The organism is Paraburkholderia sp. CNPSo 3272 (assembly GCF_024206495.1).
In the GTDB taxonomy this organism is placed as follows: domain Bacteria; phylum Pseudomonadota; class Gammaproteobacteria; order Burkholderiales; family Burkholderiaceae; genus Paraburkholderia.
In genome coordinates, this window is the sequence record NZ_JAMBPQ010000002.1 from 378,720 (window position 1) to 404,730 (window position 26,011).

Consider the following 26,011-nt stretch of genomic DNA (forward strand, 5'->3'; position numbering starts at 1 on the left):
CCTCGCGCGGACGGCCATTCCAGGATTCTCTTGTTTGCAGGTGATTCAGACGATGGCAAAACCGCGCCGCACTACAAAACAGCAGTCGAAGCAGTCCGGGGGAACCTTTCTCGGCATCGTGCTGGGCCTGATCGTCGGCCTTGCGATCGCGGTGGTGGTGGCGCTCTACATCACGCGCGCGCCCACGCCGTTCGTCTCGAAGGTCGCGCCGCCGGCCGCTTCCGACGTCGGCCAGAACAACGAGCAGGTCGACCCGAACCGCGCGCTGCAGGGCAAGTCGCCGGGCCAGCCGGTGCCGCAGGCCGCGCAAAGCACGCCGCCCAACACGGCGCCGGGGCAGACCACGAACCAGTCGCAGTCCTCGGGCATGCTCGAAGAGCCGCAGATCGTGGAAGTGCCGCCCTCGGGTTCGAACAGCAACGCCAACAACAACGGCGTGGCCGTCGCGCCGCAACCGTCGACGGGTGAGAACGTCACGAGCGGCACGGCGATCGCGAAGAAACCGCAGTCGGCCAGCAACTCGACGAGCAACCCGGCCCAGATCCTCGCGAACAACCAGCCGCAGAAGCCCGCCACCGCGGTGCCGACGCCCCCGGGCGCCAAGCCCGGCAGCGCCGTGCCCGCACAGGGCGACGCCAACACCGGCTACTTCCTGCAGGTGGGCGCGTACAAGACATCGGGCGACGCCGAGCAGCAGCGCGCGCGCCTCGCGTTCCAGGGGTTCGAGTCGAAGGTCACGCAGCGCGACGCCGGCGGTGTGACGTACTATCGCGTGCGCATCGGTCCGTTCACGAAGTTCGACGACATGAACTCGACGCGTCAGCGCCTGTCCGACGCCGGTATCGATACGGCCGTCATCCGCTTCACGAAGCAGTAATCGCCGTGCGCGCCGCGCACCGCGCCCGCCCAGCGAAGCCGCAGCCATTCAGCGGCGTTCGCGTGAGGCAGGGCCGCGGCGCGCCGCGCGGCGTCCGTCAACAAGCAACACCCGCGCAGCACCCGCACGCGCCAGCTTCGCGCCAACGGCGCCCTGCGGCAGACAACCGGCCGCCGCCGGTCCAAGAACAGTGGACTCCTACGCCATGAAACGACTTCTCGGTACGCTTTTTCTCTCGCTTTCGCTGATCGCCGGCGTGGCCCACGCCTCGGCCGCGGCACCCGTGGCCGGCAAGGACTACACGGTCCTGAAGGCGCCCCAGGCGCTCGACGTGCCCGCGGGCAAGATCGAAGTGATCGAGTTCTTCTGGTACGGCTGCCCGCACTGCAACGCGTTCGACCCTTATCTCGAAGCGTGGATCAAGAAGCAGGGCCCGGACGTCGTGTTCAAGCGCGTGCCGGTGGCGTTCCGTGACGATTTCATCCCGCACTCGAAGATGTACTACGCGCTCGACGCGCTCGGTCTCGCCCAGAAGCTCACGCCGGTCGTGTTCCACGAAATCCACGTGAACAAGAACTACCTGCTCACGCCGGAAGACCAGGCGAAGTTCCTCGCGACGCAAGGCGTGGATGCGAAGAAGTACATGGAAGCGTACAACTCGTTCTCGACGCAGAGCGCGCTGCAGCGCGACAAGGCCCTACTCGACGCCTACAAGATCGACGGCGTGCCGACCATTGCCATCCAGGGCAAATACGAAACCGGCCCGGCCATGGTCCAGGGTCCGGAAGACAAGGCGCTGCCGGGTACGGCCCAGGTGATGGACTACATCATCTCGCAGATCCGCGCGAAAAAGATGTGAGGGTTAGCGCCATGCAAGACGCGCCACTGAAGGTCTTCATCACCGGCGCGTCGAGCGGCATTGGCGCCGCGCTCGCAGCCGAATACGCGCGGCAGGGCGCCGTCCTCGGGCTCGTCGCGCGCCGCGGCGAGGCCCTTGCCGGCTTCCGGCAGTCCCACCCCGATCACCCCATCTCCATCTATCCCGCCGACGTGCGCGACGCCGATGCGCTCGCTGCCGCCGCGCGCGACTTCATCGCTCAGCACGGCATGCCCGACATCGTGATCGCCAATGCGGGCGTGAGCCGCGGCGCGCTGACGGGCGAAGGCGATCTCGCCACGTTCCGCGACGTGATGGACACCAACTACTTCGGCATGGTCGCCACCTTCGAGCCGTTCGCGTCGGCAATGGCGCGGGCAAGACGCGGCACGCTCGTGGGCATCGCGAGCGTGGCCGGCGTGCGCGGGCTGCCGGGCTCGGGCGCCTACAGCGCCTCGAAGGCCGCCGCGCTCGCCTATCTCGAAGCGCTGCGCGTGGAAATGCGCCCGTTCGGCGTGCCCGTGGTCACCATCGCGCCCGGCTACATCCGCACGCCGATGACGGCGAAGAACCCCTACCGCATGCCTTTCCTGATGGACGCGGACCAGTTCGCCGCGAAGACCGCGCAAGCGATCGCGCGCGGCACGTCGTTCGCGGTGTTCCCCTGGCCGATGCGCGTGGCCGCGATGATGCTGCGCGCGCTGCCGCGCTGGGTCTACGACCGCGTGTTCGAAAAGGCGCCGCGCAAGCCGCGCGCAGCGAGCCACTAAGCCGCTTCGGCTTGCAGCACGGCGCCCCCATGCCATATGGGTATGTGGATTAAATTGTTGTCTCGGCAATTTCCCTTCGATAAGCTTGGCTCGTCCGGGCGCCCTTCCGAGCCTTCTCGCCTCTCCTCAATCGAACAAAACGGGGCGCCGTCCGCCACCGAAAACCACGGAGATCCCATGCGCTTCACCTCGCCCACCGCGCGCGCGCTCATGCCTGCTTTCGTGCTCGCGACCGCGCTTGGCGCGGCGTTCGCGGCCGTTCCCGCGCTCGCCAAACCGCTGACAGTCTGCACCGAGTCGAGTCCCGACGGCTTCGACGTCGTGCAATTCAATTCGCTCGTCACGACCAACGCGTCCGCCGACGTCATCTTCAATTCGCTCGTGGCCTATGACGAAGCGCAGAAAAAGGTCGTGCCCGCGCTCGCGGACAAGTGGGAAGTGAGCGCCGACGGCCTGACCTATACGTTCCATCTGCGGCCCGACGTGGCGTTTCAGACGACCGAATGGTTCAAGCCCACGCGTACGCTCAACGCCGACGACGTGGTCTTCACGTTCGATCGCATGCTCGACGCGAACAACCCGTGGCACAAGGTAGCCGGCGCGAGCGGCTTCCCGCACGCGCAGTCGATGGGCCTCGTGAAGCTCGTGAAGGCGGTCACGAAGGTCGATGCGAACACAGTGAAGTTCGAGCTCAACGAGCCGAACGCCACCTTCCTCTCGATCCTCACGATGGGCTTCGCGTCGATCTATTCCGCCGAGTACGCCGACCAGTTGCTCAAGGGCGGCAAGCAGGTCGATCTCAACGCGAAGCCGGTGGGCACGGGCCCGTTCGTGCTCAAGAGCTACACGAAGGACGCGGTGATCCGCTACGACGTGAACCCGACCTACTGGGGGCCGAAACCGAAGGTGGACCGCCTGATCTACGCGATCACGCCCGACGCCGCCGTGCGCGCGCAAAAGGTGAAGGCCGGCGAATGCCAGATCGCGCTCTCGCCCAAGCCCCAGGACGTGGCCGCGGCGAAGGACGACAAGTCGCTCAAGGTGGTGGAGACGCCAGCGTTCATGACGGCGTTCGTCGCGCTGAACACGCAGAAGAAGCCGCTCGACAACCAGAAGGTGCGCCAGGCGCTGAACATGGCGTTCGACCGCACGACGTACCTGAAGGCGATTTTCGACAACACCGCCACCCCCGCGACCAATCCCTGGCCGCCCATCACCTGGGGCTACGACCGGTCGATCCAGCCGTATCCGTATGACCCGGCGAAGGCGAAGCAGCTGCTCGCCGACGCGGGCTTCCCCAATGGCTTCGCGACGACGATCTGGGTGCGTCCGAACGGCAGCGTGCTGAACCCGAACCCGCGCGCGGGTGCGGAGCTGTTGCAGGCCGATTTCGCGAAGATCGGCGTGAAGGCCGAGATCAAGGTGATCGAGTGGGGCGAGCTGATCAAGCAGGCGAAGCAGGGCCAGCACGACACGCTCTTCATGGGCTGGGCCGGCGACAACGGCGACCCCGACAACTATCTCTCGCCGCTCTTTAGCTGCAATGCGGTGCAGTCGGGCATCAACTTCGCGCGCTTTTGCGATCCGCAGCTCGACAAGCTGATCGCCGAAGGCAAGGCCACCGCCGACCAGGCCAAGCGCGTGAAGCTCTATGAAGCCGCCCAGCAGATCATCCACGACCAGGCGCTGTGGATTCCGCTCGGCTACCCGACCGCCTCCGCCATCACGCGCACGAACGTGAGCGGCTATCAGGTGAGTCCGTTCGGACGCCAGAACTTCGCGAGCGTCGCGGTGCAGTAACGGCACGAGCGCCGGGCGTTCGCGCCCGGCGCTCCGTTTACAGACCTCCCCCGACGATCACGAATTGAAACACGCCCGCCTGCGCCAAACATGCGGGAAGCCCGCCGCAGGCGGGCAAGCGCCCTTTCCTCCCATTACCGCCGGTAAAATTCGCGCGCAGTTTGTTGCAGTTTGGTAACTCAAGCCGGCGAGCGCCTGGCTACATTGAAGCCATCGAATCTTCAACCGAAGGGGCTCAAAATGAAAACCAAACTCTTTGCCGCGCTGGGTGCTGGAGCGCTCGTCCTGGCCGCCTCGCAAACCGCGATGGCCGGCGTGGTGGTCGGCCTGAACGTCGGCGTGCCCGCTCCGGTTTATGTTGAACCCGCACCGGTGTATGTCGCGCCGCAGCCCGTTTATGCGCCGCAGCCCGTGTATGTCGCGCCGCGTCCGGTCTACGTCGCGCCGCCCGTGCGCGTGGCCTACGCGCCGGCTGTCGTGATCGGCTGGCACGGCGACCGCTACTGGGACGGCCGCCGCTGGTACGGCCGCAACGAATGGCATGGCCGTCGCGGCTGGTACTGAATGGCAGCCTGAAATGAAGAGCGCCTCGCAAACTGCGAGGCGCTTTTTATTACGCGCTGTCGTTACGTCGCGCCCGAATTACTTGCGGTCCGCGACGATCTGATCGAACGTGCCGCCATCGGCGAAATGCGTCGCCTGCGCGTTCTGCCAGCTGCCGAACACCTGCTCAACGGTGAAGGTCTTGATCGGCTTGAACTCGCTCGCATGCTTCGCGAGCACCGCGGCATCGCGCGGACGCAGATGATGCTGCGCGATGATCTCCTGCGCGGAGGGCGAATACAGGTAGTCGAGATACGCCTGCGCGCTCTTGCGCGTGCCGTGCTTGTCCACGACCTTGTCGACGATCGTCACCGGCGGCTCCGCCAGCAGACTCACCGAGGGATAGACGGCTTCGAAGTCCTTCGCACCCTCGCCAGTATCGATGAGCGCGACTTCGTTTTCGAAGGTCACGAGCACATCGCCGATGCCGCGCTGCGTGAAGGTCGTCGTCGCGCCCCGGCCGCCCGCGTCCAGCACCGGCACGTTCTTCAGCAGTGCGCGCTCGAAGTCGAGCGCCTGGGCGTCGCTCGCGCCCTGCTGCTTGCGGTAGCCCCACGCGGCCAGATACGCGTAGCGTCCATTGCCCGACGTCTTCGGGTTGGCGATCACGACCTGCACGTCGGGTCTGGCGAGATCGTTCCAGTCCTTGATGTGTTTGGGGTTGCCCTTGCGCACGAGGAACACCATCGTCGTCGTGTAGGGCGCGCTCGAGTCGGGCAGGCGCGTGCGCCAGTTGGCGGGCACGAGATGGCCCTGCTGCGCGAGCAGGTCGATGTCGTTGGGCTGGTTCATCGTCACGACATCGGCTTGCAGGCCTTGCAGCACCGACAGCGCCTGCGCGCTCGAGGCGCCGTGCGACTGCTTGATCGACAGGGTCTCGCCAGTCTTCTTCTGATAGTCGGCGATGAAGCTCGCGTTGATGTCCTTGTACAGCTCGCGCGTCACGTCGTACGAGACGTTCAGCAGCGACGTTTGCGCATGCGCCGCCGCTGCACTCAATGTGATGATGCCCACGCCGAGCCAGCGCGCCGTGCGTCCCAAACCTGCCATGGTGATCCCCGTCTGTCGTTGAAAGGCGTTTCGGCCTGCCTGCATGATTTTCGTAAGCAGACCGAACGCCCGATTCTAGCGAGCCGGGGCGCACGGCTTATACCGATGCGAGCTTTGCTTTGCGGCTTTCGTGCTAAGCCATGATGTGCGCACCGCCGTCGATATACACGGTGTTGCCGCTCATGCGGCGGGCGTAGCGCGTGGCGAGATACGCGGTGGCGTAACCCACGTCCATGATGTCGACGAGTTCGCCGAGCGGCGCGCGCTCCACGGCCTCGGCGAGCATGCGGTCGAAGTCGGGCAGCCCCGAGGCCGCGCGCGTCTTGAGCGGCCCGGGCGAGATCGCGTGCACGCGGATGCCGACCGGCCCGAGTTCGTACGCGAGATATCGGCAGGAGGCTTCGAGCGCCGCTTTCACCGGGCCCATCAGGTTGTAGTTGGGCACGACGCGGTTTGCGCCGTCGTAGCTCATCGCGAAGAGCGTGCCGCCGTGCGGCATGAGCGGCACGGCGCGCTTCGCCATGCGGATGAACGAGTGGCAAGACACGTCCATCGCATACGCGAAGCCCTGCGCCGACGAATCGAGCAGGCCGCCCTGCAGATCCTCCTTCGGCGCATAAGCGATGGAGTGCAGCACGATGTCGAGCGATCCCCACGTTTCGCGCACGGCGTCGAACACGGCGTCGAGCTGGCCGTCTTCCTCGACGTTCAACGGCAGCAGCAACTGCGCGCCCAGCTCGTTAGCGAGCGGCTCGACGTAGGGTTTGGCCTTGTCGTTGAGATAGGTGATGGCGAGCTGTGCACCGAGATCGGCGAACGCGCGGGCGCAGCCGTAAGCGATCGAATCGGCGTTCGCCACGCCGGTGACGAGCGCGCGCATGCCGGCAAGCGGCCGTTCGGGAGGAGTATGCATGGCTGACCTCGCAGTGGAAGACGGCCGGTGACGGCCGCGGATGCAGTTGCCGATCTGGCTGCCGGTGTGCCGACCTCAACGCGACGCGCCGCATCGGTGGATGCGGCGCGTCCGGGGTGACACGGCAACGGGCCTCGTTACTCGCCTGCGCTGCGCGTCGCGCGGCGGCGCGTGGCCGTCGTGCCCGCGGCCCGCGTGGCGGTGGGCGTCGATGCCGCGCGCGAGCGGCGCGCTACCGTCTTGGCGGCAGCCGGCGCCTTCTTCGCTTCGGCCGGTTCCGTGGTCTTCACCTTCACACCGGCGCGCGCCGCACGCATGGGTTTCGCGGACGCGGCGTGCTCGCCCGCAACAGCGGCCTTCGCGCGGGAGGACTTCGCGGGAGCCGCCGGGGCTTCGACTTCAGCTTGCGCAGCTTGTGCGGCGGAGGATGCCTGGACGCCCTGTTCGGCGCTGCCGTCACCAGCCGTACCGCCGCCGGCGCCCGAAACACCGCCGCCCTCCGACGACGACCCGCCGCCGTCGAGCGGCGGCAGCCCCGTCTTCTCGCTGCCCGGCTCGACGCCCAGCGCGCGCTGCACGTGGCGATAGCGCTCGCGCCGCTCGCCTTCGAGCGGCCCGGACACGGTAGCGATGCGGTACACGGCTGCGAGCAGCGCGCGGCGCGTCTTCATCTCGGGCACGATCTCGGGCAAGGCGTCGATCGCGGCCTGCGGATCGAGTTGCACGATCGCGCCCTGGCGCCTCGCCGATTCCTTCAGCTCGGCGATGCTCGGCTGGCGATCGCCGAGATACTCGCGCGCGAGTTCGCGCATGCGCTGGAACGGCCGGTACTGCACGGTATGCATTTCATCGACGATGTACGCGGCGATGCGCATGAACGCGTCGACGAGCGAGCCCTTCGTGAGATGCGCGCGCGCCGCGCGCAGGCGGTACTGCGCGAGTTCCTTGCGTAGCGCCATGAGCGGCGGCGCGATGGGCTCGAGCGGCTCGTTCGGCGTCACGCCCACCCAGGCCTGCACCCACGGCGCGGTGTAGACGTTGTAGAACGTGCTTTCGATCCAGGCGTCGCGGGCGTCGCGGTAGGCGTCCCACGAAGCTTCGATGGTCGCCGACGCCTGCTTTTCGAGCAGCGTGAACGGATTGTCGGGCGCGGTGGGCTTGCGGCTGCCACGCACCGCTTCGGCCATCGCGGGCAACACCCCGAGCGCCGGGTTCGCGTCGCTCAGCACGCTGCGCTCGACGCGCGAAGGATGCGACTCGCGCAGCGCATGCGCGCTGAACGCGTTGCTCGACGCACGCACGAACGGCGAAACGAACAGGTCGTAGAGACGCTGGTTGTTCTCCGCGAAGCGGCGCACCACCTCGAAAGGCTGCTCGTCCTCGCGGCCGTCGTCGAGCGCGAGAATGTCTTCGATGGTGCGGCGCTCGAAGCGGATCTCGTAGCGCCCTTCGAGCGCTTCGAGGCGCCCGGCTTCCGGCGTCGAGTCGGTGATTTTCGCTTCGTAGAGGCCCGGCGGCAGCACGTCGATCAGATCGAGCGCTGAGAATAGTTCGGTGTGCTCCTTATTGGCCACGCTCGCCGAAACGAAGATGCCGAGGTGTCCCACCTTGTCGTGCAGGCAGTACACGATCACCTGCTCGTTGGCGACGATCTCGTCGACGCTCGCGTAGAGGTCGGGAATCCAGTTGAGCGCCTGCTGCGGCGGCGTGATGTTGTCGCCCCACGAAGCGAGCACGATGATCGGCGTGCGGATGTTGCGCAGGTCCACTGGGGAGCGCGCATTCTTCGCGAACACTTCGTTGCGCGTGAGGTGGTTGCCCACGAACAGGTTCTGCACGATCCAGTCGATCTCGGCGCGGTTCAGCTGGAAATGGCCGCCCCACCAGCGCTCGAATTCGAGGAAGCGCTCGCGCTCGGAATCGACTCTCGAATAGAGGTTGTAGAGCTTGCCCCAGTACGTGTTGGCCGGATTGAGGTACTCGAAGTTCTGCACGAGATACGCGCCGTCGAAGCGGCCGTCGCCGAGGTCCGCTGCAAGCGAGGACATCCACGAGCCGCCCAGCATGCCGCCCGAATAGCGCATGGGATTCTTGCCGCGCACGCCGGCCCAGTACGACAGCGGCGAGCCCGCGAGCATGAGCGGGCCCACCAGTGTGGGCGCGGAGGCTGCGAGCAGCGCCGCGGCCCAGCCGCCCTGGCAGTTGCCGATGATGAACGGCAGGCCGTCGGCGTCGGGATGCAGCTCGCGCACGCGTTGCACGAACACGCCTTCAGCCTGCGCGACCGACTGGATCGTCTGCGTTTCGCAGGGCACCGGGAAGAAGGTCACGAAATAGCACGGGTGGCCCTTGCGCAACGCGATGCCGACTTCGCTGTCCATCTTGAACCCGGCAATGCCGGGACCGTGGCCTGCACGCGGATCGATCACGACGAAGGGGCGCATGCGCGGATCGGTCGGCACGCCCTCTTCGGGCTTGATGCGCAGGAGTGCGTAATTGCAGGGATCGTCGAGTTCGCGGCCGTCGACGATCACTTCGTAGTCGAACGCGAGCACCGGCGGCATGCCCGCCTGTTCGTGCACGTAAGTCTGGTTGCCGCGCTCGCGCAGCACGTCGAGGAACAGCACGCTGCGCTGGCAGGCGTCGTAGAGGTAGTCGTAGAGCGGCTGCGCGGCCGTCGGCGCGGCCTGCGCCGATTCGATTGCCCGGTTCACTGCCGAGGACACGGCCGAAGCCGCCTCGATCAACGGCGTCTCGGGCGATGACTCCTCGTCGGATGCGCCCGCGAGGGGCCAGAAAGGCGCAAAGGGCCAGAAAGACGTGCCCGATGCGAGCCTGGGCAGAAACGAAAACGGCGACGAAACGAGCGGCGAGGAGGCGGGAACTGCCACGAGACGAATCTCCTTTAAGGGAGCACCGGCCCGCCTCGCGGCGAGCAGGCGCCAGGCCGGCGCGGGCCGTGGACGCGCGCCTTCACGACGGATGGCGCGCGGGGCCTGGCCGCTGCCCCCTCTTCTGCCGCCCCGAGAATGGCGGCATGGCGGGCAACGGGGCCGGCAAAAGATATTCGCGGCCGCATGCGCGCTTCGTGCGCCTCGCGACCGCGACGTGAAAAGAGCCAGATCATGTTGCACTGCGGCATCTAAAAACTTAGGCGTCGGCCCGGCGAATGTCAAGTTCGCGGCGGGCCCCCGGGACCTCCCTCGATGATCGCAACGCCCTGTGAACGAAGGATGACAGGCGCGACCGTCGGCCCTGACCGTCGCGCGTCATGATGCCGCGCCGGGCTGGCGCGCATCCAGCCGACTGGCTCATTCGCGCTGGTCTACACTGTTACGGCTTTGCGCGCCGCAGCATGGTCCAGATGGACGCCCTAGTGGAGACCGCCATGACTTCATCGCCCGACAAGTATTCGGTTCTGCTCGCCCGTTGCGGCGGCCTCGCGCCCGTGCCCACCGCCGTGGCGCATCCCTGTGACGTATCCTCGCTCACGGGGGCGCTCGACGCCGCGAACCTCGGCTTGATCGTGCCGATCCTCGTCGGCCCCGAAGCGAAGATCCGCGCGGTGGCCGAGGAAGCCGACCTGCGCCTCGACGGCATCACCCTCATCGACGCGCCGCACAGCCACGCCGCCGCCGAACTCGCCGTACGCGCCGTGCGCGAGGGCCAGGCCGAACTGCTCATGAAGGGCAGCCTGCACAGCGACGAACTGCTCCACGAAGTCGCGCTCGGCGCGAATGGGCTGCGCACCGAGCGGCGCCTCTCGCACGTGTTCGCGATGGACGTGCCCTCGTACCACAAGCCGCTTTTCATCACCGATGCGGCCGTCAACATCTTCCCCAAGCTCGCCGACAAGGCCGACATCGTGCGCAACGCGATCGACCTCGTGCAGTCGCTGGGCGTGGGCACGCCCAAGGTCGCCATTCTCGGCGCGGTGGAAACCGTGTCCGAAAAGATGCCCTCCACGATCGACGCCGCCGCGCTCTGCAAGATGGCCGATCGCGGCCAGATCACGGGCGGCCTGCTCGACGGCCCGCTTGCCTTCGACAACGCGATCAGCGCCGAAGCCGCGCGCATCAAGGGCATTACGTCGCCCGTTGCAGGCGACCCCGACATCCTGCTCGTGCCCGACCTCGAAGCGGGCAACATGCTCGCCAAGCAGCTCACCTTCCTCGCCGGCGCGGAAGCGGCCGGCATCGTCCTCGGCGCGCGCGTGCCGATCATCCTCACGAGCCGCGCCGACAGCGTGCGCTCGCGCATCGGCAGTTGCGCGATCGCCGTACTGCTCGCGCATGCGCGGCGTGCGCGCAAAGCAACGGAGATCCTGTGAGCAGCGTCCAGCCCCATCCGGCCATGGAAGGCCATGTCGTGCTCGTCGTGAATGCGGGGTCGTCGAGCATCAAGTGTTCGGTGTTTCGAGTGATCGAAGACGGCCACGTGGAAGGCGGCGCGCGCGCGCTGCATGGCGCGGGCGGGCAGATCGAGGGCATCGGCGTCGCGCCGCGCGTGGTCGCGCATATGGCCGACGGGCGCCTGATCGTCGACGAGAAGTTTCCGGTTGCGCAGGTCACCGATCACGACGCCGCGTTTCGTCTACTGCGCCTCGTGCTCGCCGTGGGCCTGCGCGACACGCCGCCCGCCGCGATCGGTCACCGCGTGGTGCACGGCGGCGCGCGCTACGCCGACGCGGTGCTCATCGACGACGAAGTGATCCAGGAGCTCGACGCGCTCACGCCGCTCGCGCCGTTGCATCAGCCGCACAATCTCGCCGCGATCCGCGCGGTGCGCCAGGCCGCGCCCGAACTGCCGCAGGTGGCATGCTTCGACACCGCGTTCCACGCGGGCAACGACATCATGGCGCAGCTCTTCGCCCTGCCCTATAGCTATTACGGCGAGGGCGTGCGGCGCTACGGCTTTCACGGTCTCTCGTACGAGTACATCGCGCGGCACCTGCATCAGGTCGCGCCCGACATTGCGCGCGGGCGCGTGGTCGTCGCGCATCTGGGCAACGGTGCGAGCCTGTGCGCGATGAAGGACGGCAAGAGCGTCGAGACGACCATGGGCCTCACCGCGCTCGACGGTCTGCCCATGGGCACCCGCTGCGGCGCGCTCGATGCGGGCGCCGTGCTCTGGATGATGGCGAAGGGCATGGACTACCACGCCATCGAGAAGGTGCTGTATCAGGAGTCGGGCCTGAAGGGGCTGTCGGGCCTGAGCAGCGACATGCGCGAGCTGCTTGCGAGCGGCAGCGACCGGGCGAGGCTCGCAATCGACTTCTATACGTATCGCATCGCGCAGGACGTGGGCAAGCTCGCCGTGGTGCTGGGCGGGCTCGACGCGCTCGTGTTCACGGCGGGCATCGGCGAGCATGCGGCGCCCGTTCGCGCGCAGGTGTGCGAGCGGCTCGCGCCGGTTTTCGGCACCGTGCTCGACGCGCAAGTCAACGAGGTGGGCAGCAGTGACGGCAACGAGCGCGTGAGCACGCGCGAAAGCCGCGTGCCCGTTTTCGCGATCCGCACCGACGAAGAAGGGATGATCGCGCTCCATACGGCACGGTTGTTACGAGCGGCGCTCAGGCACTGAGCGGGCACGGCGCAGCGGTTCGCTACCCCTGACTTCAGGCGTACGCCGGACCGCCCTGGTCGAATACCGCGTCGCGCAACCGCCCCGGCGCTGCGCCATGAACGAGCGTATCGACGAAATACTTCGCGCGCGGCCACGGCCCAAAGCCTGCCGCCGTGTTGATGTGACCCGCATCGCCGAGATTCACGAACGTGCTGCCGAGTTGCTGCGCGAGCGCGCGGGCGCCTTCGAGCGGCATCCACGGATCGGTTTCGCTGCCGATGAGGATGGAGGGCACGGGCAGCTGCCGCGCCTCGAACGCGCCGGCAAAGCGGAACTTCTCGGGACTTGCGGGCGCGACGAACAGCACACCGGCAATGTCGGCGCCGTTTTCCCCCAGCACGCCGGTGTGCAGCGCATGCGCCGCCACGAGGCAGCCGAAGCTGTGCGCGGCCAGCAGGAACGGCCCGCGCTCGCCAGCGAGCCGGCGCGCGAGCCCCGCGCCCCAGACCGCGAGATCGGGCGCGTCCCAGTCGTCCTGCTCCGCGCGCAGCGAGCGCGCGAACTGGCGTTCGAGCCAGCTCTGCCAGTGAGCGCCGTCGCTGCCGTGCAGGCCCGGCACGGTGACGAGGCGGGGCGGCCAACGCATTTGCGCGCACGAAAGCATGATTTTTTCCTCGCTGGAACACGGCGTGAATCGATTGTGGCCTGCGGGCCGCGCGCGCCGAACCAATTTTTTTTGCTTAGCTTTTCGGCGCGCCCGGCGCGGGCCGGCGCACGACACGCCGCGCTCGGGCGCGCCGCGATTTGCGCGGCGGGCGCGGGCCTGAAAAAGTAGAATGGTGCCGGTGCACGCGGCTCTGCCGGCTCTGGCGGGCCGCACGCAACGCAGCAGCGCGCGTCTGTTCGAGCCGCACCGCCGTTACCAGGGACAGGTTCACCCATCATGAAGATCATTTTCTGGTTCCCGCAGACCGACGCCTCCACGTGGCTCCACGGCCTCGCTCGCGCCCTGCCCGATGCCGAGTTGCGCGAGTGGCAGCCCGGCGACACCGATCCCGCCGACTATGCGGTCGTCTGGCACCCGCCGCGCGAACTCTTCGGCGTGCCGGGGCTTCGCGCCATCTTCAATCTGGGCGCGGGTGTCGATGCGATCCTCGCCCACGAACGCGAACGGCCGGGTACGCTGCCCGGCACCGCCATGCTCGTGCGGCTCGAGGACTCGGGCATGGGCCGGCAAATGAGCGAGTACGTGCAGCATGCCGTGCTGCGCTACCTGCGCCGCTTCGACGAATACGCGCTCGCGCAGGCGCGCCGCGAATGGCACGTGCTCGCGCCGCATCCGCACGAGACCTTCACGGTGGGCGTGCTGGGCCTGGGCGTTCTGGGCGCGCAGGTCGCGCACGCGGTCGCCTCGCTCGGCGTGCCGGTACGCGGCTTTTCGCGCAGCATGAAGACGATCGAGGGCATCGAAACGTATTCGGGCGAGTTGCACGGCGAGCAGTTCGACGCCTTTCTGGACGGCGTGAAGCTGCTCGTGAACCTGCTGCCCGCCACGCCCGACACCGAAAGCGTGCTCAATGCGCGCACCTTCGGCAAGCTCTCGCGAGGCGCGTATCTCGTGAACGTGGCGCGCGGCACGCATCTGGACGAACAGGATCTGCTCGACGCGCTCGCCAACGGCACGCTCGCGGCGGCGACGCTCGACGTGTTCCGCGAAGAGCCGCTGCCGCCCGATCACCTGTTCTGGCGCGAGCCGCGTATCACGATCACGCCGCACAGTTCGGCGCTCACGCTGCGCGACGAAGCAATCTCGCAGGTCGCCGACAAGATTGGCGCGCTGGCTCGCGGCGAGACCGTGAGCGGCGTGGTGCATGTCGGGCGCGGTTACTGAACATCGGGCGGCGCATCGCGACGCCTTTTCAAAAATATCGTTGGAGACACGGCAATGGCCTTACCCACCGCAGTCAAGATCGTCGAAGTCGGCCCGCGCGACGGCCTGCAGAACGAGAAGGAATTCGTTCCCACCGCAACCAAGATCGAACTGATCAACCGGCTCTCGGCCGCGGGCTTTCCGAATATCGAGGCCGCCTCGTTCGTCTCGCCCAAATGGGTTCCGCAGATGGCAGACGGCGCTGAAGTCATGGCCGGCATCGAGCGCCGCAGCGGCGCGATCTACTCGGTCCTCACGCCGAATCTGCGCGGCTTCGAAGGCGCGCTCGCCGCGCGCGCGGACGAGATCGTGATCTTCGGCGCGGCGAGCGAGGCGTTCTCGCAGAAGAACATCAACTGCTCGATCGCAGAAAGCATCGAGCGCTTCGCACCGGTGGCGCAAGCCGCGAAGGAGCACGGCGTGCGCATTCGCGGCAGCATGTCGTGCGCGCTCGGCTGCCCGTATCAGGGCGAAGTGCCGGTCGCTTCGGTCGTCGACGTGGTGGAGCGCTTCGCCGCGCTCGGCTGCGACGAGATCGACATTGCCGACACCATCGGCGTGGGCACGGCGAAGCGCGTGCGCGAAGTGTTCGAAGCGGTGACGAAGGTGTTCCCGCGCGAGCGCCTGTCTGGCCACTTCCACGACACCTACGGCCAGGCGCTCGCCAACATCTATGCGGCGCTCGAAGAAGGCATCGCCATTTTCCACGCCTCGGTGGCGGGCCTGGGCGGCTGTCCATATGCGAAGGGCGCCACGGGCAACGTCGCGACCGAAGACGTGCTGTACCTCATGAACGGCCTGGGCATCCATACCGGCATCGACCTGAACCAGGTCGTCGCGGCGGGTGACTTCATTTCGACCGCCATTGGCCGGGCGAACGTCTCGCGCGCGGGTAAGGCCCTGCTTGCGAAGGCCCGCAGCGAAGCCGCCTGCTCGTGACACGCGCCCCATCGAATCGCAGTACGAAGGAAATCAACTCATGACGGAAACCCTCGACAACCTCGACGCCCTGCCCGATTCCGCACGCCGTGTCGCCCTGATGCTGCGCGAGCGCGGCCACGCAAGGCCCGTCGTGATGCTGCCCGAGACCGGCAAGACCTCCGCCGAAGCCGCCGCGGGTCTCGGCTGCGAAGTCGCGCAAATCGCCAAGTCGATCCTGTTCCGCCGCCGCGAAGACGACGCGCCCGTGCTCGTGATCGCGAGCGGCGCGAACCGCGTCGACGAAAAGAAAGTGGCCGCGCACGTGGGCGAGATCGGCCGCGCCGACGCGAAGTTCGTGCGCGAGAAGACCGGCTACGCCATTGGCGGCGTGTGCCCGATCGGCCATGCCACGACGCCCGTCACGCTGATCGACGCCGATCTGTTCGAGCTCGAAAGCCTGTGGGCCGCGGCCGGCCATCCACATGCGGTGTTCAACCTCTCGCCACAGGAACTCGAAGCGCTGACCGGCGCGCCCGTGGTGGACGTCGCGCTGCGCGACGCGTGAGCATGACCGCGATTCACGACACCGTCGCGCCGCCGCCCTCGCCTTGCATCAATATCTGCCGCATGGATGCGCGCAGCGGCTTGTGCGAGGGCTGCCTGCGCACCATCGACGAAATTGCGAACTGGTCGACGTTCGATGACGACGCCAAGCGCGCCGTTTGGGACGCGATCGAGACACGTCACACGGAATGGGTCGCGCGGCGCTTCGCGTCGCAAGGAGAACAACAATGAACGCGCCCGCCCGCGTCGTTACGGTCGGCGAAACGTTCCGCTCGACGCTTCAACTCACGCCCGAATCGGTGAAATCGTTCGGATTGCTCGTGAACGACCTGAACCCGCTGCATCACGACGAAGCCTACGCGGCGCAAAGCCGCTTTGGCGGCCTGATCGCATCGGGCACGCAACCCACCGCGCATTTCATGGCGCTGCTCGCCACGCACTACTCGCAGTACGCGCAACCGCTCGGGCTCGAATTCGACATGAAGCTCAAGCGCGCCGCACATGCGAACGACACGATCACGTTCGAGTGGCGCGTGGATGAAGCGTGGTGGAAGCCGAGCCTGAACGGCGATCTCGTGAAGCTCGTGGGCGAGGCCGTGAACCAGAAAGGCGAAACGCTCGTGGCAGGGCGCGCGACGATCCTCGTCATGCCCAAACCCGAGCACGCATCGGCATGAGCGCCGCGCCCGCACTCCCCGAATCGATCCGCGTGTTCGAGCGCGGCTGGCTGTCGTCGAACAACGTGCTGCTCGTCGATGAGGCGCGCGCCGCACTCGTCGATACCGGCTACGCCACGCACGCCGAACAGACGCTCGCGCTCGTGCGCCACGCGCTCGGCCCGCGCGCGCTCGACCTCATCGTCAACACGCACCTGCACTCCGACCATTGCGGCGGCAACGCGCGACTGCAGGCGCAATGGCCCTGCGCGACGCTGATCCCCGCGGCGAGCGCGCCTATCGTGCGCGAGTGGGACGAGGCGCGCTTGAGCTTTCTCGCCACCGGGCAGACCTGCGAGCGATTCGCGTTCACAGGCACGCTCGCGGCGGGCGAACGGCTCGCGCTAGGGGGTTTCGATTGGGAGGTGGTCGGCGCGCCGGGGCACGACCCCGACTCGGTGATGCTCTACGCTGCCGGGCCGCGCCTGCTAATCAGCGCCGATGCGCTTTGGGAACACGGCTTCGGCGTGATCTTTCCCGAACTCGAAGGCGAAAGCGGATTCGCCGAGCAGCACGCGGTGCTTGAGGCCATCGCGAAGCTCGACGTGCGCGTGGTGATTCCGGGCCATGGCAAGCCGTTCACAAACGTCGAGGCGGCGCTGGAGCGCGCGTTCTCGCGTCTCGCCTGGCTGCGCGCCGACCCGGCCCGCAACGCGAAGAACGCGCTCAAGGTGCTGATCGTCTTCAAGCTGCTGGAAGTGCGCGCGATGACCTTCGACGCGCTACTGGCGATGCTGGAAAACGCCGCCTCGCTGCGCGCCGCGGCGCAACAACTCGGCCCGCGCAGCGCGTGGCCCGGGCTGCTGCGCGAGCTGGCCGGGGAGCTGGCGAAGAGCGGCGCCCTGGTCATAAACGGCGAACGCTTCGAAGCACCGGCGGCAGCGGTCTAGCCGCGCCGCAAGACAAACGCTGGAAAAGCACGAAAAAAAACGCTCGTCCGTTTCCGGACGAGCGTTGGAATTAGCTCTGACGTGATCAAACTGTCGAAGTCATGATACTCGCGCCAGAATTCCCGAAGCATCGGTGATTTCCCTACAGATGACCTACGCCCTCCGGCCAGGCGCCTCGTCGCAGGATTCATTCATCTGGAATCCGAATCAATCTCACTGCCCGAGCTTGAGCCGCACGAGCTCGAACAAATGCGAACACAAGTAGAGCCCGAGCCCGATCGCGCCGCCGATCACCGTGCCGTTCACGCGGATTTTCTGCAGATCCTTGCCGATTTTCAACTCGATGAGCCGCGCCGTCTCGCGCGTATCCCAGTTCTTCACGGTGTCGCGAATGTGATGCGTGAGGTAGCGCGCGAAGTCGGGCGCCATGGCGCGCGCGGCGTCTTCGAGGTGGCCGTTGAGCGAGGCGCGCAGGTCTGCGTCGGCGGCGAGCGTCTCGCCTAGCCACTGGCCCGTTGCAGCGACCTTCGCGTGCAGCGCCGAGTCCTCGCGCTCCAGGTCGTCGCGCAGCCACGCGCGCAGGCTGTCCCACAGCGCGCGCGTGTAATCGTTGAGCGCACCGCCCTCGCGCAGGCTCGCCTTCAGCTCCTCGCCCTTGCGCAGGAACGCCGGATCGCTCTTGAGCTTCACGATCAGCTTTTCCACGACCTCGTCGAACTTCTGGCGCAGACGATGTTCGCGATCCTCGCTCACCTGCAGCAGCAGCCGGTTCACGGCGCTTTCCACCACGCGCGCGCCGCTCTCGCCGATCCACTCGCTCGGCAGAAACTTCTCGGTCGTCGGATAGTCGCTCTTGAGCCAGTCGACGATGGCCGACGCGACGAACGCGCGCGTGCCCTCGTCGCGCAACAGGATGGCGAACTGCTCGAGCATCTGGTCGAGCAGCTCCTGGTGGCGGCCATCCCGGGTGAGCGTGTCGAGAATGGCGCCCGCCGACTTCGAGAAGTCGACGCGCGCGAGCGCCGCGTTCAGGCTGTCGCGGATGAACCCCTGGATGCGCGCGTCATCGGTGAGGCCAAGCACGCCCGACATCATGCGCACCGAGTAGTCGCCGAGGCGCTGCGCATTCTGCGGCGCGGTGAGCCAGCTGGAAAGCCGCGCCACCGGATCGTGGCGGCGGATCAGCCCGACGAGCGAACCCACGTCGAGAAACTTGTCGCGCACGAAGGCGGCGAGCTCGTCGGCGATGCGCTCCTTGTTGCGCGGAATCACGCCCGTATGCGCCGAAACGAACGGAATCGGGACGCGCCGGAACAGCGCAACCACCGCGAACCAGTCGGCCAGGCCGCCGACCATGGCGGCTTCGCTCACGGACTTGACGCCGTCCGTCACGACGCCTGGCGGGAAAAAGAGCGCCGTGCCGGCGAAGACGAGCGCCGCAACCAGCAGGAACGCCAGCGCCTGGCGCTTGGCGCGCGTGAGTTCGGCTTCGTCCCGGGGGGCGTGCGAAGGCGTCATGAGGACCAGAGAATCGCGAGGTTCGAATCGCGACATTATGCTGTCCACACGCCAACCGCCGCATGCCGAAGCGCCGCGCCCGCGCGGCGCGCTCGCGACGCCTCAGGCCGAACGGGTGTCCCGCCGCTGCGGCACGATCCGCCAGCCGAGGTTCACGCCCGCCGCCGCGACGAGGATGAGCGCGGCGCCCACCACCTGGATCCACGCGAGACGCTGGCCGAACGCGAACCAGTCCACGAGAATCGCGACCACCGGGTAGATGAAGGAGAGCGCGCCCGTCATCGCCGTGGGCAGCTTCTGGATCGCGCCGTAGAGCAGCACGTACATGATGCCCGTGTGCACGACGCCGAGCGTGACGAGCTGCGCCCAGTGCAGCGGCGTGGCCGGCAGCGTGCCGTAGTGGATGAACGGAGCGAGCGCGAGCGCGCCGAACGCGAGCTGCACGAGTGCGATGAGGTGCGGCGGCGTGCCCTTGAGATGGCGCGTGATGATCGACGAGATCGCGTAGAGAAACGCCGCGCCCGCCGCGTAGGCCACGCCCTGCAGATACTCGCCGGGCACGGCGAGCACGGCGGGCTGCACCTCGACCACGCACACGAGGCCGAGGAAGGCCACCGCCAGCCACGCCAACGTCGAAGCGCTCACGCGCTCGCGCAAGACGACCACGCCGAGACCGACCAGCATGAACGGCTGGGTGTTGTAGACGGCCGTGGCCATGGAGATCGAAGCGCGCGAATAGGCGGCGAACAGCAGCACCCAGTTCGCGACGATGGCCGCGCCCCCGAGCACGGCGAGCGCGAGTGTGCGCGGCGGCAGATGCTTGCGGCGCAGCAGGCCGAGCGCAGCACACACGAGCGTGAGCGTGGCGCCGCCCAGCACGCAGCGCAAAAAGGCGATGTTGATCGGCGCCTGGCGCGAGGCGACCACGAGCCAGCCGATGGTGCCGGACATCAGCATCGCGACGATCATCTCGGCGGCGCCGCGGCGAATTTCAGGAGTGTTGGCAGACATGAGCTTGCATCCTCGTTGTAGCGCACGAAGGGCGCGCGGCCCTTCGCATCTGCAAGTCAGTTTATCGGCTGCGGGCCGATGAATACATGGCTAAACTTAGGCGAGAGGCAACCATTGCCTTCGATTGAAAGGCCAACTTGGCGGAACACCCGCGCAATCATGAACCGACGCCCGAATCCAACGCCCGCCGCGGCCCCGCTCGACGACATCGACCGCATGCTGCTCGCGGCGCTCGCCGAGGACGCCCGCGCGAGCGTCGCCGAACTGGCCAAGCACGTGGGACTGTCGGCGCCGAGCACGTCCGACCGGCTGCGCCGGCTCGAAGCGCAAGGCGTGATCGGCGGCTATACGGTGCAGATCGATCCGCGCGCGCTCGGCTACACCTTGCAGGCCATCGTGCGCGTGAAGCCGCTGCCCGGGCAATTGCATCTGGTGGAAGAGGTGCTGCGGCGCATTCCCGAATTCGTCGAGTGCGACAAGGTCACGGGCGACGACTGCTTCATCGCCCGGCTTTATCTGCATTCGATCGATCAGCTCGATGAGATTCTCGCGAAAGTCACCGAGCGCGCCGAAACCAGCACGGCCATCGTCAAGTCCACGCCGGTCCCGCGCCGCCTGCCGCCTCTAGGCTGAAGCCGGGGCGCGGCAGCCCGTCAGCGCTCCGTGGTCTCGAAGAAGGCCAGCATCTCCTCGACCAGCGCCTCGCTCGCCTCCTCGGGAATGTAATGGCCGCACGGCAGCGAGCGCCCGCTCACGTCGCGCGCCACCTTGCGCCATTCGGCGAGTGGGTCGAAGCAGCGCTCGATCACGCCTTCCGCGCCCCACAGCACGCGCAGCGGGCACGCCACCTTGTTGCCGCGCTCGAGGTCGGCGCGGTCGTGCTCGAGGTCGATGGTGGCCGAGGCGCGGTAGTCCTCGCACATCGCGTGGACGGCGCCCGGCTGACGCAGCGCCGCGCGGTAGGCGCCCAGCGCCTTCGGCGCGAAGGGAGCGAGCCCCGCGTGACGGCTGCCCATGACGCGCTCGATATAGACGTCGGGGTTCGCTTCGATCAATGTTTCCGGCAGCGGCTCGGGCTGGATCAGGAAGAACCAGTGGAAGTACAGCGTGGCGAACTCGCGATCCGTCTGCTCGTACATGGCGAGCGTGGGCGCGATGTCGAGCAGCATGAGCCTCTCGACGGCGTCGGCATGGTCGAGCGCCATGCGGTGCGCGACGCGCGCGCCGCGGTCGTGCGCGCACACGAGAAAACGCTCGTGGCCGAAGTGGCGCATGACTTCGACCTGATCGGCCGCCATCGCGCGCTTCGAATAGGCGGCGTGCGTGTCGTCGCTGGCCGGTTTCGAGGAGGCGCCGTAGCCGCGCAGATCCGTCGCGATGACGGTGAAATGCTGCGCGAGCGAAGAGGCGCACCGGTGCCAGATCATATGCGTCTGCGGATGGCCGTGCAGCAGCAATAGCGGCGGTCCGTCGCCGCCCTTCACGCCGCAGATGTCTACGCCGCCCGCAGTGCGAACGGTGAAAGGCTGGAATCCGTCGAAGGGCATGGGGCTAGTCTCTTGTGTTTGTTGGTCTGCGGTCATTGTATGAGGCGCGCGCGACTCGAAAATGTGCTTTTGAGCCCGCAGCGGTAGAAACCGAACACTCCCTCGAAAACCATACCAGGAATCCGCACACGCGATGCCCGAACGACCCCACGCCTATAATCGAACGGCCGATTTCGCGCCCCGCCGTCTATCGAAGCGCCGCCAGGAGACCTCCCCATGGCACTCCCCGCCGTCCTGCAAAACCTCTCGCTGCCCGTCGTGGGCTCGCCGATGTTCATCGTCAGCTATCCGGAGCTGGTGCTCGCGCAGTGCAAGGCGGGCATCGTCGGCTCGTTCCCGGCGCTCAACGCGCGCCCCGCCGAGGAACTGGGCGTCTGGCTCACGCAGATCCGGGAAGAACTCACCGCTTACAAGAACGCGAACCCCGAGGCCGTCATCGGGCCGATCGCCGTCAACCAGATCGTGCATCAGTCGAATGCGCGGCTCGAGCACGACGTGCGCGTGTGCGTCGAGCACCACGTGCCGATCTTCATCACGAGCCTGCGCGCGCCGCCGCGCGAACTGCTCGACGCCGTGCACAGCTATGGCGGCATCGTGCTGCACGACGTCATCAACCTGCGCCACGCCGCGAAGGCGCTCGAAGCGGGCGTGGACGGCTTGATCCTCGTGGCCGCGGGCGCAGGCGGCCATGCGGGCACAACTTCGCCGTTCGCGCTCGTGGGCGAAGTGCGGCGCATCTTCGACGGCCCGATCGTGCTGTCGGGCGCGATCGCCAACGGCGGCTCGATCCTGGCCGCCCAGGCCATGGGCGCGGACCTCGCCTACATGGGCACGCGCTTCATCGCGACGAAAGAGGCGCACGCCGTGGACGACTACAAGCACGCCATTCTCGAAGCGAAGGCCGCGGACATCGTCTACACGAACCTCTTCACGGGCGTGCACGGCAACTACATCCGCGAGAGCATCGTGAACGCCGGGCTCGATCCGGATGCGCTGCCCGAGTCGGACAAGTCGAAGATGGACTTCGGCGCGGGCACTTCGAAGGCGAAGGCCTGGAAAGACGTGTGGGGTGCGGGCCAGGCCGTCGGCCTGATGGACGACGTGCCCTCGGTAGCGGACCTCGTGGCGCGCCTGAAGCACGAGTATGAGGCGACGAAGGCGCGGCTGGGCGTGGCCCGCTGAACGCTAGGCGCGCCCGGTTTCAGCGCCGGGTAGACGCAATACGGGCGGCGTCGGCATTGACCGCCGCCGCGCGGATCGCCTCCACGCCTGGCCACAGCGCGCGCTCCGAAAAACGCGCGGCCAGGAAATCGACGAACGAGCGCACCTTTGCAGAGAGATGGCGGCGGCTCGCGTACACGGCGTAGATCGGCAGTTCCCGCGGCGGCAGCGCGTCGACGAGCAGGGGCACGAGGCGCCCCTCGGCGATATCGTCGCCCACCACCTCGGTGCCGAGCATCGACAGCCCGCCGCCTTGCAGCACGACCACGCGCAGCGCTTCCAGGTGATTGACGATGAGGTTGCCGCCCGGCTTGGGCTTCATGCCGCCCGCGCCCTCCGCGAACGGCGCGAGTTCCTGAGCCGATGCCCCCGCGTACTGAACGAAGTTGTGCCGCGCGAGATCGGCCACCGTTTTCGGCACGCCGTGGCGCCGCAGGTACTCGGGCGAGGCGCACAGCACGATGTGCGCGGTGGCGAGCGGCCGGGCGATCAGCGAAGACGACTTGAGCCCGGAAGGCGCGGCGCGGATCGCCACGTCGAAGCCCTCGTCGATCAGCTCGACCACGCGGTCGGACAACGTGATGTCGACGGTCACCTGCGGATGCCCGGCGGCGTAGTCGGCGACCGCGCCCATCACATGACGCAGCCCGAACGCCGTGAGCGACGACACGCGCAGCCGCCCCTGCGGCACCACGCTCGCCGCGCCCACCGCCTGGCCGGCCTCGTCCAGTTCGGTGAGCGCCTGGGCCACGCGTTCGTAGTACTCGCGCCCCGCCTCGGTGGGCGCAACGCGGCGCGTGGTGCGGTTCAACAGGCGCGCACCGAGCTGCTGCTCCAGATGCATCACATGCTTGCTCGCCATCGCGGCGGACATGTTCATGCGTTCGGCCGCCGCGACGAAGCTGCCCGCCTCCACCACCTGGCGGAACACTTTCATGCTGACGAGGGTATCCATTGCGCGGCCTTCACTTCGAACATCAAAGAATGGGAATCAATCGGCGATATTTTCCTCGTTTTATCAAATGCGGGTGTTGAAACGCGCAGGCGCGCTTCATATCGGGCGGCCCAAAAAGCAAAAACCCCGCGCTGCACATAGCGCGGGGTTTTGAAGGCTGCGCCGTTTAGAACTTCGCGCGCATGCCCACGCCGTAGGTCTGGCCGCTCGACATGTTGTCGAAGTGATCGTACATGTACGCGGCGTAGACGTCCGTGCGCTTGGAGAGCGGGTAGTCGTAGCCGATGGCCGCCGTCTGGCGCGTCTGGTTCAGACCGCCGCCGTCGCGCGAGTACGCATACGACGCCATCACCGTGCCCGGGCCGGCCGGGACCGTCACGCCGCCCTGGGCGGTGTTGACGTGCCAGCTGCCCACCTGCTGCCAGTTCGCCGTGTACATGTACTGGCCGAAGAACTTGACGTACTGGAGGTCGTAGGAGAGGCCGACCTGCGCCACGCCCTGGCTCTTCAGGCCGATGATGGTCGTGTCGCCGCTCACGATGCTGCCGATGTCGCCCGGCGTGTTGTTGAAGTTCACGTACTGGTAGACCGCCGTGGCCGCGAACGGGCCATGGAAATACAGACCCTGCACGCTCCACTTCTTCGAGCCGTTCTGGCCGGCCTGGTTGCCGAACGCATACATGGCCGAACCCGAGAGGCCGTTGAAGTTAGGCGTCGAGTACTGCACGGCGTTGTTCCAGCCCGAGTCGCCCACCACGCCCTGATCGGTCGTGTAGGTCGGGAACGTCGAGAGGCCGAGGTACACGTGGTACACCATCGGCGAGAAGGTGTACGAATCGATGAACGGGTTGAAGAGAATCGTCGAGACGAATAGCTGCGTCGTCAGGCGCCCCGCGGTGACCGTGCCGTACGGCGATTCGAGGCCGACGTACGCATTGCGCGCAAAGAACGTGTCGCCCGCGAAGCGGCCGTACTGACCGTTCTGCGCGCGGAAGAAGCTTTCCAGGGTGAAGATCGCCTTGAAGCCGCCGCCCAGATCTTCAGAGCCCTTCATGCCCCAATACGACGTGGACATGCCCCCGCCACTCACGTTCCAGGCGGTCTGGCCGCCCGGGAATTTCGTCGCCCCGACCCATTCGTCGACCTGGCCGTAGAGCTGGACGCTCGACTGCGCAAACGCCGACGACGACGCGGCGGCAAGAACAGCGGCGAGCGCGCTCGCCTTCAGGGTAGTGCGCAGCGCGCGGCTGACCGTTGTATTCATGGGTTCTCCAGTCTTTGTCAAAAAAGGGTGTCGGGCGGCTGAGGCGCTCGCGCAAGGCTTTGTTTTTCGTCGTTCGCAGACGTGGCCGTTCTGGGCGGATCCATCTTTGCGGACCATTTTTATGGTCAAAAATAAACGGTGTTATTGCCGGTATATCGGGCGCATTAGTTTGCCGTCGATCGAACCGGCTTTTCCGCTGTCGACGCCGCTTTGCGTTGCGCTGCGTCACCATGAATCGCAGCGTGCCGGGCCGCGCCCAGCGGGCCGCTGCCGCACGCGCGGGGCTGCGAATGACGCGCCGCCGAAACGAAAGCGAGATTTGAGACGATAGGGTTCTGTGTGACGAGAGATTTCCAAAAAAGTGTGGTATCCACGCGTCAGTTTTCGCGGCGTGGACGAACGCACCTTGTTTTGGACGTGTTTCGGCGGCGCTAGCAGGTCAATGCCTGAAGCGAATCCCGAGGAGAATCAAAAGAAGAAAGCGGGAGAAAACGTGCGTGGGGAAGAAAGCGAAAGCGGCCGCGAGGCAGCGCTCAATTGCGGTAAGGCGAAGGCATGGGCGGACGCGGGACTTCGCCGCCGTTGCGCGGGAATGGCCGGTAGGTACCGCCGCGCTCCTCGTTGTAGCGGGCGACGTCTTCGCGGATCGAGCCCGCGCGCACCGGCGAGTCGGCCGGCGGATGCGGCACCTGGCGCGATTCCGCGCTCACGGGCGTGATGGGATTGCCGCGATAGCCGCCGCCGTAGCCGCCGAACGGCGTGCCGTAGCTGTAGTCGCGATGGGGAGCCTGCTGCTGGACCTGGCCTTGCCACTGGTTCGGCGCGCGGTTGCCGCGGCGCTCATTGCGGCCGCCCTGGTCTGCCACGCGCATGGGCGAAGCGCCACCGGCGTAAGCGGTCGGGCCACGGCCGCGTTCAGGGCCGCCGCGGTAGCCGCCGCCCCACGCCATGCTGCCGCCGCGCGGCGCCGGCATCGAGTGCATGGCGGGCATCGCGGGCATGGAAGGCGCGCGCGCGAA

General features: G+C 67.2%; 25 protein-coding genes. 15 read left to right on the plus strand and 10 right to left on the minus strand.

Annotated elements, in window-relative coordinates:
- Positions 1-52: 52 nt before the first annotated feature.
- The 5 genes from M3I53_RS04090 (at position 53) to M3I53_RS04110 (ending at position 4,888) form a co-directional block, all read left to right on the plus strand.
- Positions 53-877 (plus strand): SPOR domain-containing protein, encoded by an 825-nt coding sequence (locus M3I53_RS04090; RefSeq protein WP_375542460.1) that lies wholly within the window; start codon positions 53-55, stop codon positions 875-877.
- Positions 878-1,082: 205 nt separating this feature from the next.
- Positions 1,083-1,736 carry a thiol:disulfide interchange protein DsbA/DsbL gene (locus tag M3I53_RS04095; RefSeq protein ID WP_254314667.1) on the plus strand — a complete coding sequence of 218 codons (654 nt, stop codon included), beginning with the start codon at positions 1,083-1,085 and terminating at the stop codon, positions 1,734-1,736.
- Between the two features lie 11 nt (positions 1,737-1,747).
- Complete coding sequence (locus M3I53_RS04100) at positions 1,748-2,524, plus strand: SDR family oxidoreductase (RefSeq protein ID WP_254314668.1); 777 nt, start codon at positions 1,748-1,750, stop codon at positions 2,522-2,524.
- A 210-nt stretch (positions 2,525-2,734) separates the two neighbouring features.
- The gene (locus M3I53_RS04105; protein WP_254314736.1) at positions 2,735-4,324 is read left to right on the plus strand and encodes an ABC transporter substrate-binding protein; all 1,590 of its coding nucleotides are present in this window, start codon (positions 2,735-2,737) and stop codon (positions 4,322-4,324) included.
- A 240-nt stretch (positions 4,325-4,564) separates the two neighbouring features.
- The gene (locus tag M3I53_RS04110; protein ID WP_254314669.1) at positions 4,565-4,888 is read left to right on the plus strand and encodes a hypothetical protein; all 324 of its coding nucleotides are present in this window, start codon (positions 4,565-4,567) and stop codon (positions 4,886-4,888) included.
- 78 nt (positions 4,889-4,966) lie between these two features.
- Here M3I53_RS04110 and M3I53_RS04115 read toward each other — a convergent pair whose 3' ends face one another.
- From M3I53_RS04115 to M3I53_RS04125, 3 genes are all read right to left on the minus strand, one after another.
- On the minus strand, positions 4,967-5,977 hold the full coding sequence (locus M3I53_RS04115) for a sulfate ABC transporter substrate-binding protein (protein WP_254314670.1): 1,011 nt from the start codon (positions 5,975-5,977) through the stop codon (positions 4,967-4,969).
- A gap of 133 nt (positions 5,978-6,110) precedes the next feature.
- Positions 6,111-6,890 (minus strand): enoyl-ACP reductase FabI, encoded by a 780-nt coding sequence (gene fabI, locus M3I53_RS04120; RefSeq protein ID WP_254314671.1) that lies wholly within the window; start codon positions 6,888-6,890, stop codon positions 6,111-6,113.
- A 137-nt stretch (positions 6,891-7,027) separates the two neighbouring features.
- Positions 7,028-9,781 carry a DUF3141 domain-containing protein gene (locus M3I53_RS04125; RefSeq protein ID WP_309249480.1) on the minus strand — a complete coding sequence of 918 codons (2,754 nt, stop codon included), beginning with the start codon at positions 9,779-9,781 and terminating at the stop codon, positions 7,028-7,030.
- A gap of 497 nt (positions 9,782-10,278) precedes the next feature.
- Here M3I53_RS04125 and M3I53_RS04130 point away from each other — a divergent pair, with 497 nt between their 5' ends.
- Complete coding sequence (locus M3I53_RS04130) at positions 10,279-11,220, plus strand: bifunctional enoyl-CoA hydratase/phosphate acetyltransferase (protein WP_254314672.1); 942 nt, start codon at positions 10,279-10,281, stop codon at positions 11,218-11,220.
- Between the two features lie 23 nt (positions 11,221-11,243).
- Positions 11,244-12,473, plus strand: a complete 1,230-nt coding sequence (locus tag M3I53_RS04135; RefSeq protein WP_254314738.1) for an acetate/propionate family kinase — start codon at positions 11,244-11,246, stop codon at positions 12,471-12,473.
- A gap of 34 nt (positions 12,474-12,507) precedes the next feature.
- Here the strand turns inward: M3I53_RS04135 and M3I53_RS04140 are convergent, their stop codons facing one another.
- Entirely contained in the window at positions 12,508-13,119 is a 612-nt protein-coding gene (locus M3I53_RS04140; RefSeq protein ID WP_254314673.1) for an alpha/beta hydrolase, read from the minus strand.
- 279 nt (positions 13,120-13,398) lie between these two features.
- Between M3I53_RS04140 and M3I53_RS04145 the strand changes: the two genes are divergently transcribed.
- From M3I53_RS04145 to M3I53_RS04170, 6 genes are read left to right on the plus strand one after another with little or no spacing between them, the layout of a single operon-like run.
- Entirely contained in the window at positions 13,399-14,346 is a 948-nt protein-coding gene (locus M3I53_RS04145) for a glyoxylate/hydroxypyruvate reductase A (RefSeq protein ID WP_254314674.1), read from the plus strand.
- Between the two features lie 54 nt (positions 14,347-14,400).
- A complete protein-coding gene (locus M3I53_RS04150; RefSeq protein WP_254314675.1) occupies positions 14,401-15,324 on the plus strand; it encodes a hydroxymethylglutaryl-CoA lyase in 924 nt (307 codons plus the stop codon).
- Positions 15,325-15,364: 40 nt separating this feature from the next.
- The gene (locus M3I53_RS04155; RefSeq protein ID WP_028201753.1) at positions 15,365-15,871 is read left to right on the plus strand and encodes a YbaK/EbsC family protein; all 507 of its coding nucleotides are present in this window, start codon (positions 15,365-15,367) and stop codon (positions 15,869-15,871) included.
- 2 nt (positions 15,872-15,873) lie between these two features.
- A complete protein-coding gene (locus M3I53_RS04160; protein ID WP_254314676.1) occupies positions 15,874-16,101 on the plus strand; it encodes a DUF1289 domain-containing protein in 228 nt (75 codons plus the stop codon).
- Entirely contained in the window at positions 16,098-16,547 is a 450-nt protein-coding gene (locus M3I53_RS04165; RefSeq protein ID WP_254314677.1) for a MaoC family dehydratase, read from the plus strand. Before M3I53_RS04160 ends, M3I53_RS04165 begins: the two co-directional genes overlap by 4 nt.
- Positions 16,544-17,476 (plus strand): MBL fold metallo-hydrolase, encoded by a 933-nt coding sequence (locus M3I53_RS04170; RefSeq protein ID WP_254314678.1) that lies wholly within the window; start codon positions 16,544-16,546, stop codon positions 17,474-17,476. The genes M3I53_RS04165 and M3I53_RS04170 overlap by 4 nt, the downstream gene beginning before the upstream one ends.
- 213 nt (positions 17,477-17,689) lie before the next feature.
- Here M3I53_RS04170 and M3I53_RS04175 read toward each other — a convergent pair whose 3' ends face one another.
- Both M3I53_RS04175 and M3I53_RS04180 read right to left on the minus strand, forming a co-directional pair.
- Entirely contained in the window at positions 17,690-18,994 is a 1,305-nt protein-coding gene (locus M3I53_RS04175) for a DUF445 domain-containing protein (protein ID WP_254314739.1), read from the minus strand.
- Positions 18,995-19,096: 102 nt separating this feature from the next.
- Positions 19,097-20,005 carry a DMT family transporter gene (locus M3I53_RS04180; protein ID WP_254314679.1) on the minus strand — a complete coding sequence of 303 codons (909 nt, stop codon included), beginning with the start codon at positions 20,003-20,005 and terminating at the stop codon, positions 19,097-19,099.
- A 159-nt stretch (positions 20,006-20,164) separates the two neighbouring features.
- Here M3I53_RS04180 and M3I53_RS04185 point away from each other — a divergent pair, with 159 nt between their 5' ends.
- Positions 20,165-20,638 (plus strand): Lrp/AsnC family transcriptional regulator, encoded by a 474-nt coding sequence (locus M3I53_RS04185; RefSeq protein ID WP_254314680.1) that lies wholly within the window; start codon positions 20,165-20,167, stop codon positions 20,636-20,638.
- A gap of 20 nt (positions 20,639-20,658) precedes the next feature.
- Here M3I53_RS04185 and M3I53_RS04190 read toward each other — a convergent pair whose 3' ends face one another.
- Positions 20,659-21,552: an alpha/beta fold hydrolase gene (locus M3I53_RS04190; RefSeq protein WP_254314681.1), complete on the minus strand. Its 894-nt coding sequence runs from the start codon at positions 21,550-21,552 to the stop codon at positions 20,659-20,661.
- 216 nt (positions 21,553-21,768) lie between these two features.
- Here M3I53_RS04190 and M3I53_RS04195 point away from each other — a divergent pair, with 216 nt between their 5' ends.
- Complete coding sequence (locus tag M3I53_RS04195; RefSeq protein ID WP_254314682.1) at positions 21,769-22,734, plus strand: nitronate monooxygenase family protein; 966 nt, start codon at positions 21,769-21,771, stop codon at positions 22,732-22,734.
- A gap of 19 nt (positions 22,735-22,753) precedes the next feature.
- Here the strand turns inward: M3I53_RS04195 and M3I53_RS04200 are convergent, their stop codons facing one another.
- The 3 genes from M3I53_RS04200 to M3I53_RS04210 all read right to left on the minus strand — a co-directional run bounded on the left by M3I53_RS04200 (position 22,754) and on the right by M3I53_RS04210 (position 25,993).
- Complete coding sequence (locus tag M3I53_RS04200) at positions 22,754-23,728, minus strand: LysR family transcriptional regulator (RefSeq protein WP_254314683.1); 975 nt, start codon at positions 23,726-23,728, stop codon at positions 22,754-22,756.
- Between the two features lie 166 nt (positions 23,729-23,894).
- Entirely contained in the window at positions 23,895-24,992 is a 1,098-nt protein-coding gene (locus tag M3I53_RS04205; protein ID WP_069265158.1) for a porin, read from the minus strand.
- Positions 24,993-25,525: 533 nt separating this feature from the next.
- Positions 25,526-25,993 (minus strand): hypothetical protein, encoded by a 468-nt coding sequence (locus M3I53_RS04210; protein ID WP_254314684.1) that lies wholly within the window; start codon positions 25,991-25,993, stop codon positions 25,526-25,528.
- Positions 25,994-26,011 lie beyond the last annotated feature (18 nt).

Bases quoted from the DNA above. Each gene is read 5' to 3' on its own strand.
- M3I53_RS04090 (WP_375542460.1), top strand. From the start codon at position 53: ATGGCAAAACCGCGCCGCACTACAAAACAGCAGTCGAAGCAGTCCGGG.
- M3I53_RS04095 (WP_254314667.1), top strand. From the start codon at position 1,083: ATGAAACGACTTCTCGGTACGCTTTTTCTCTCGCTTTCGCTGATCGCC.
- M3I53_RS04100 (WP_254314668.1), top strand. From the start codon at position 1,748: ATGCAAGACGCGCCACTGAAGGTCTTCATCACCGGCGCGTCGAGCGGC.
- M3I53_RS04105 (WP_254314736.1), top strand. From the start codon at position 2,735: ATGCCTGCTTTCGTGCTCGCGACCGCGCTTGGCGCGGCGTTCGCGGCC.
- M3I53_RS04110 (WP_254314669.1), top strand. From the start codon at position 4,565: ATGAAAACCAAACTCTTTGCCGCGCTGGGTGCTGGAGCGCTCGTCCTG.
- M3I53_RS04115 (WP_254314670.1), bottom strand. From the start codon at position 5,977: ATGGCAGGTTTGGGACGCACGGCGCGCTGGCTCGGCGTGGGCATCATC.
- fabI (WP_254314671.1), bottom strand. From the start codon at position 6,890: ATGCATACTCCTCCCGAACGGCCGCTTGCCGGCATGCGCGCGCTCGTC.
- M3I53_RS04130 (WP_254314672.1), top strand. From the start codon at position 10,279: ATGACTTCATCGCCCGACAAGTATTCGGTTCTGCTCGCCCGTTGCGGC.
- M3I53_RS04135 (WP_254314738.1), top strand. From the start codon at position 11,244: ATGGAAGGCCATGTCGTGCTCGTCGTGAATGCGGGGTCGTCGAGCATC.
- M3I53_RS04140 (WP_254314673.1), bottom strand. From the start codon at position 13,119: ATGCTTTCGTGCGCGCAAATGCGTTGGCCGCCCCGCCTCGTCACCGTG.
- M3I53_RS04145 (WP_254314674.1), top strand. From the start codon at position 13,399: ATGAAGATCATTTTCTGGTTCCCGCAGACCGACGCCTCCACGTGGCTC.
- M3I53_RS04150 (WP_254314675.1), top strand. From the start codon at position 14,401: ATGGCCTTACCCACCGCAGTCAAGATCGTCGAAGTCGGCCCGCGCGAC.
- M3I53_RS04155 (WP_028201753.1), top strand. From the start codon at position 15,365: ATGACGGAAACCCTCGACAACCTCGACGCCCTGCCCGATTCCGCACGC.
- M3I53_RS04160 (WP_254314676.1), top strand. From the start codon at position 15,874: ATGACCGCGATTCACGACACCGTCGCGCCGCCGCCCTCGCCTTGCATC.
- M3I53_RS04165 (WP_254314677.1), top strand. From the start codon at position 16,098: ATGAACGCGCCCGCCCGCGTCGTTACGGTCGGCGAAACGTTCCGCTCG.
- M3I53_RS04170 (WP_254314678.1), top strand. From the start codon at position 16,544: ATGAGCGCCGCGCCCGCACTCCCCGAATCGATCCGCGTGTTCGAGCGC.
- M3I53_RS04175 (WP_254314739.1), bottom strand. From the start codon at position 18,994: ATGACGCCTTCGCACGCCCCCCGGGACGAAGCCGAACTCACGCGCGCC.
- M3I53_RS04180 (WP_254314679.1), bottom strand. From the start codon at position 20,005: ATGTCTGCCAACACTCCTGAAATTCGCCGCGGCGCCGCCGAGATGATC.
- M3I53_RS04185 (WP_254314680.1), top strand. From the start codon at position 20,165: ATGAACCGACGCCCGAATCCAACGCCCGCCGCGGCCCCGCTCGACGAC.
- M3I53_RS04190 (WP_254314681.1), bottom strand. From the start codon at position 21,552: ATGCCCTTCGACGGATTCCAGCCTTTCACCGTTCGCACTGCGGGCGGC.
- M3I53_RS04195 (WP_254314682.1), top strand. From the start codon at position 21,769: ATGGCACTCCCCGCCGTCCTGCAAAACCTCTCGCTGCCCGTCGTGGGC.
- M3I53_RS04200 (WP_254314683.1), bottom strand. From the start codon at position 23,728: ATGGATACCCTCGTCAGCATGAAAGTGTTCCGCCAGGTGGTGGAGGCG.
- M3I53_RS04205 (WP_069265158.1), bottom strand. From the start codon at position 24,992: ATGAATACAACGGTCAGCCGCGCGCTGCGCACTACCCTGAAGGCGAGC.
- M3I53_RS04210 (WP_254314684.1), bottom strand. From the start codon at position 25,993: ATGCCCGCGATGCCCGCCATGCACTCGATGCCGGCGCCGCGCGGCGGC.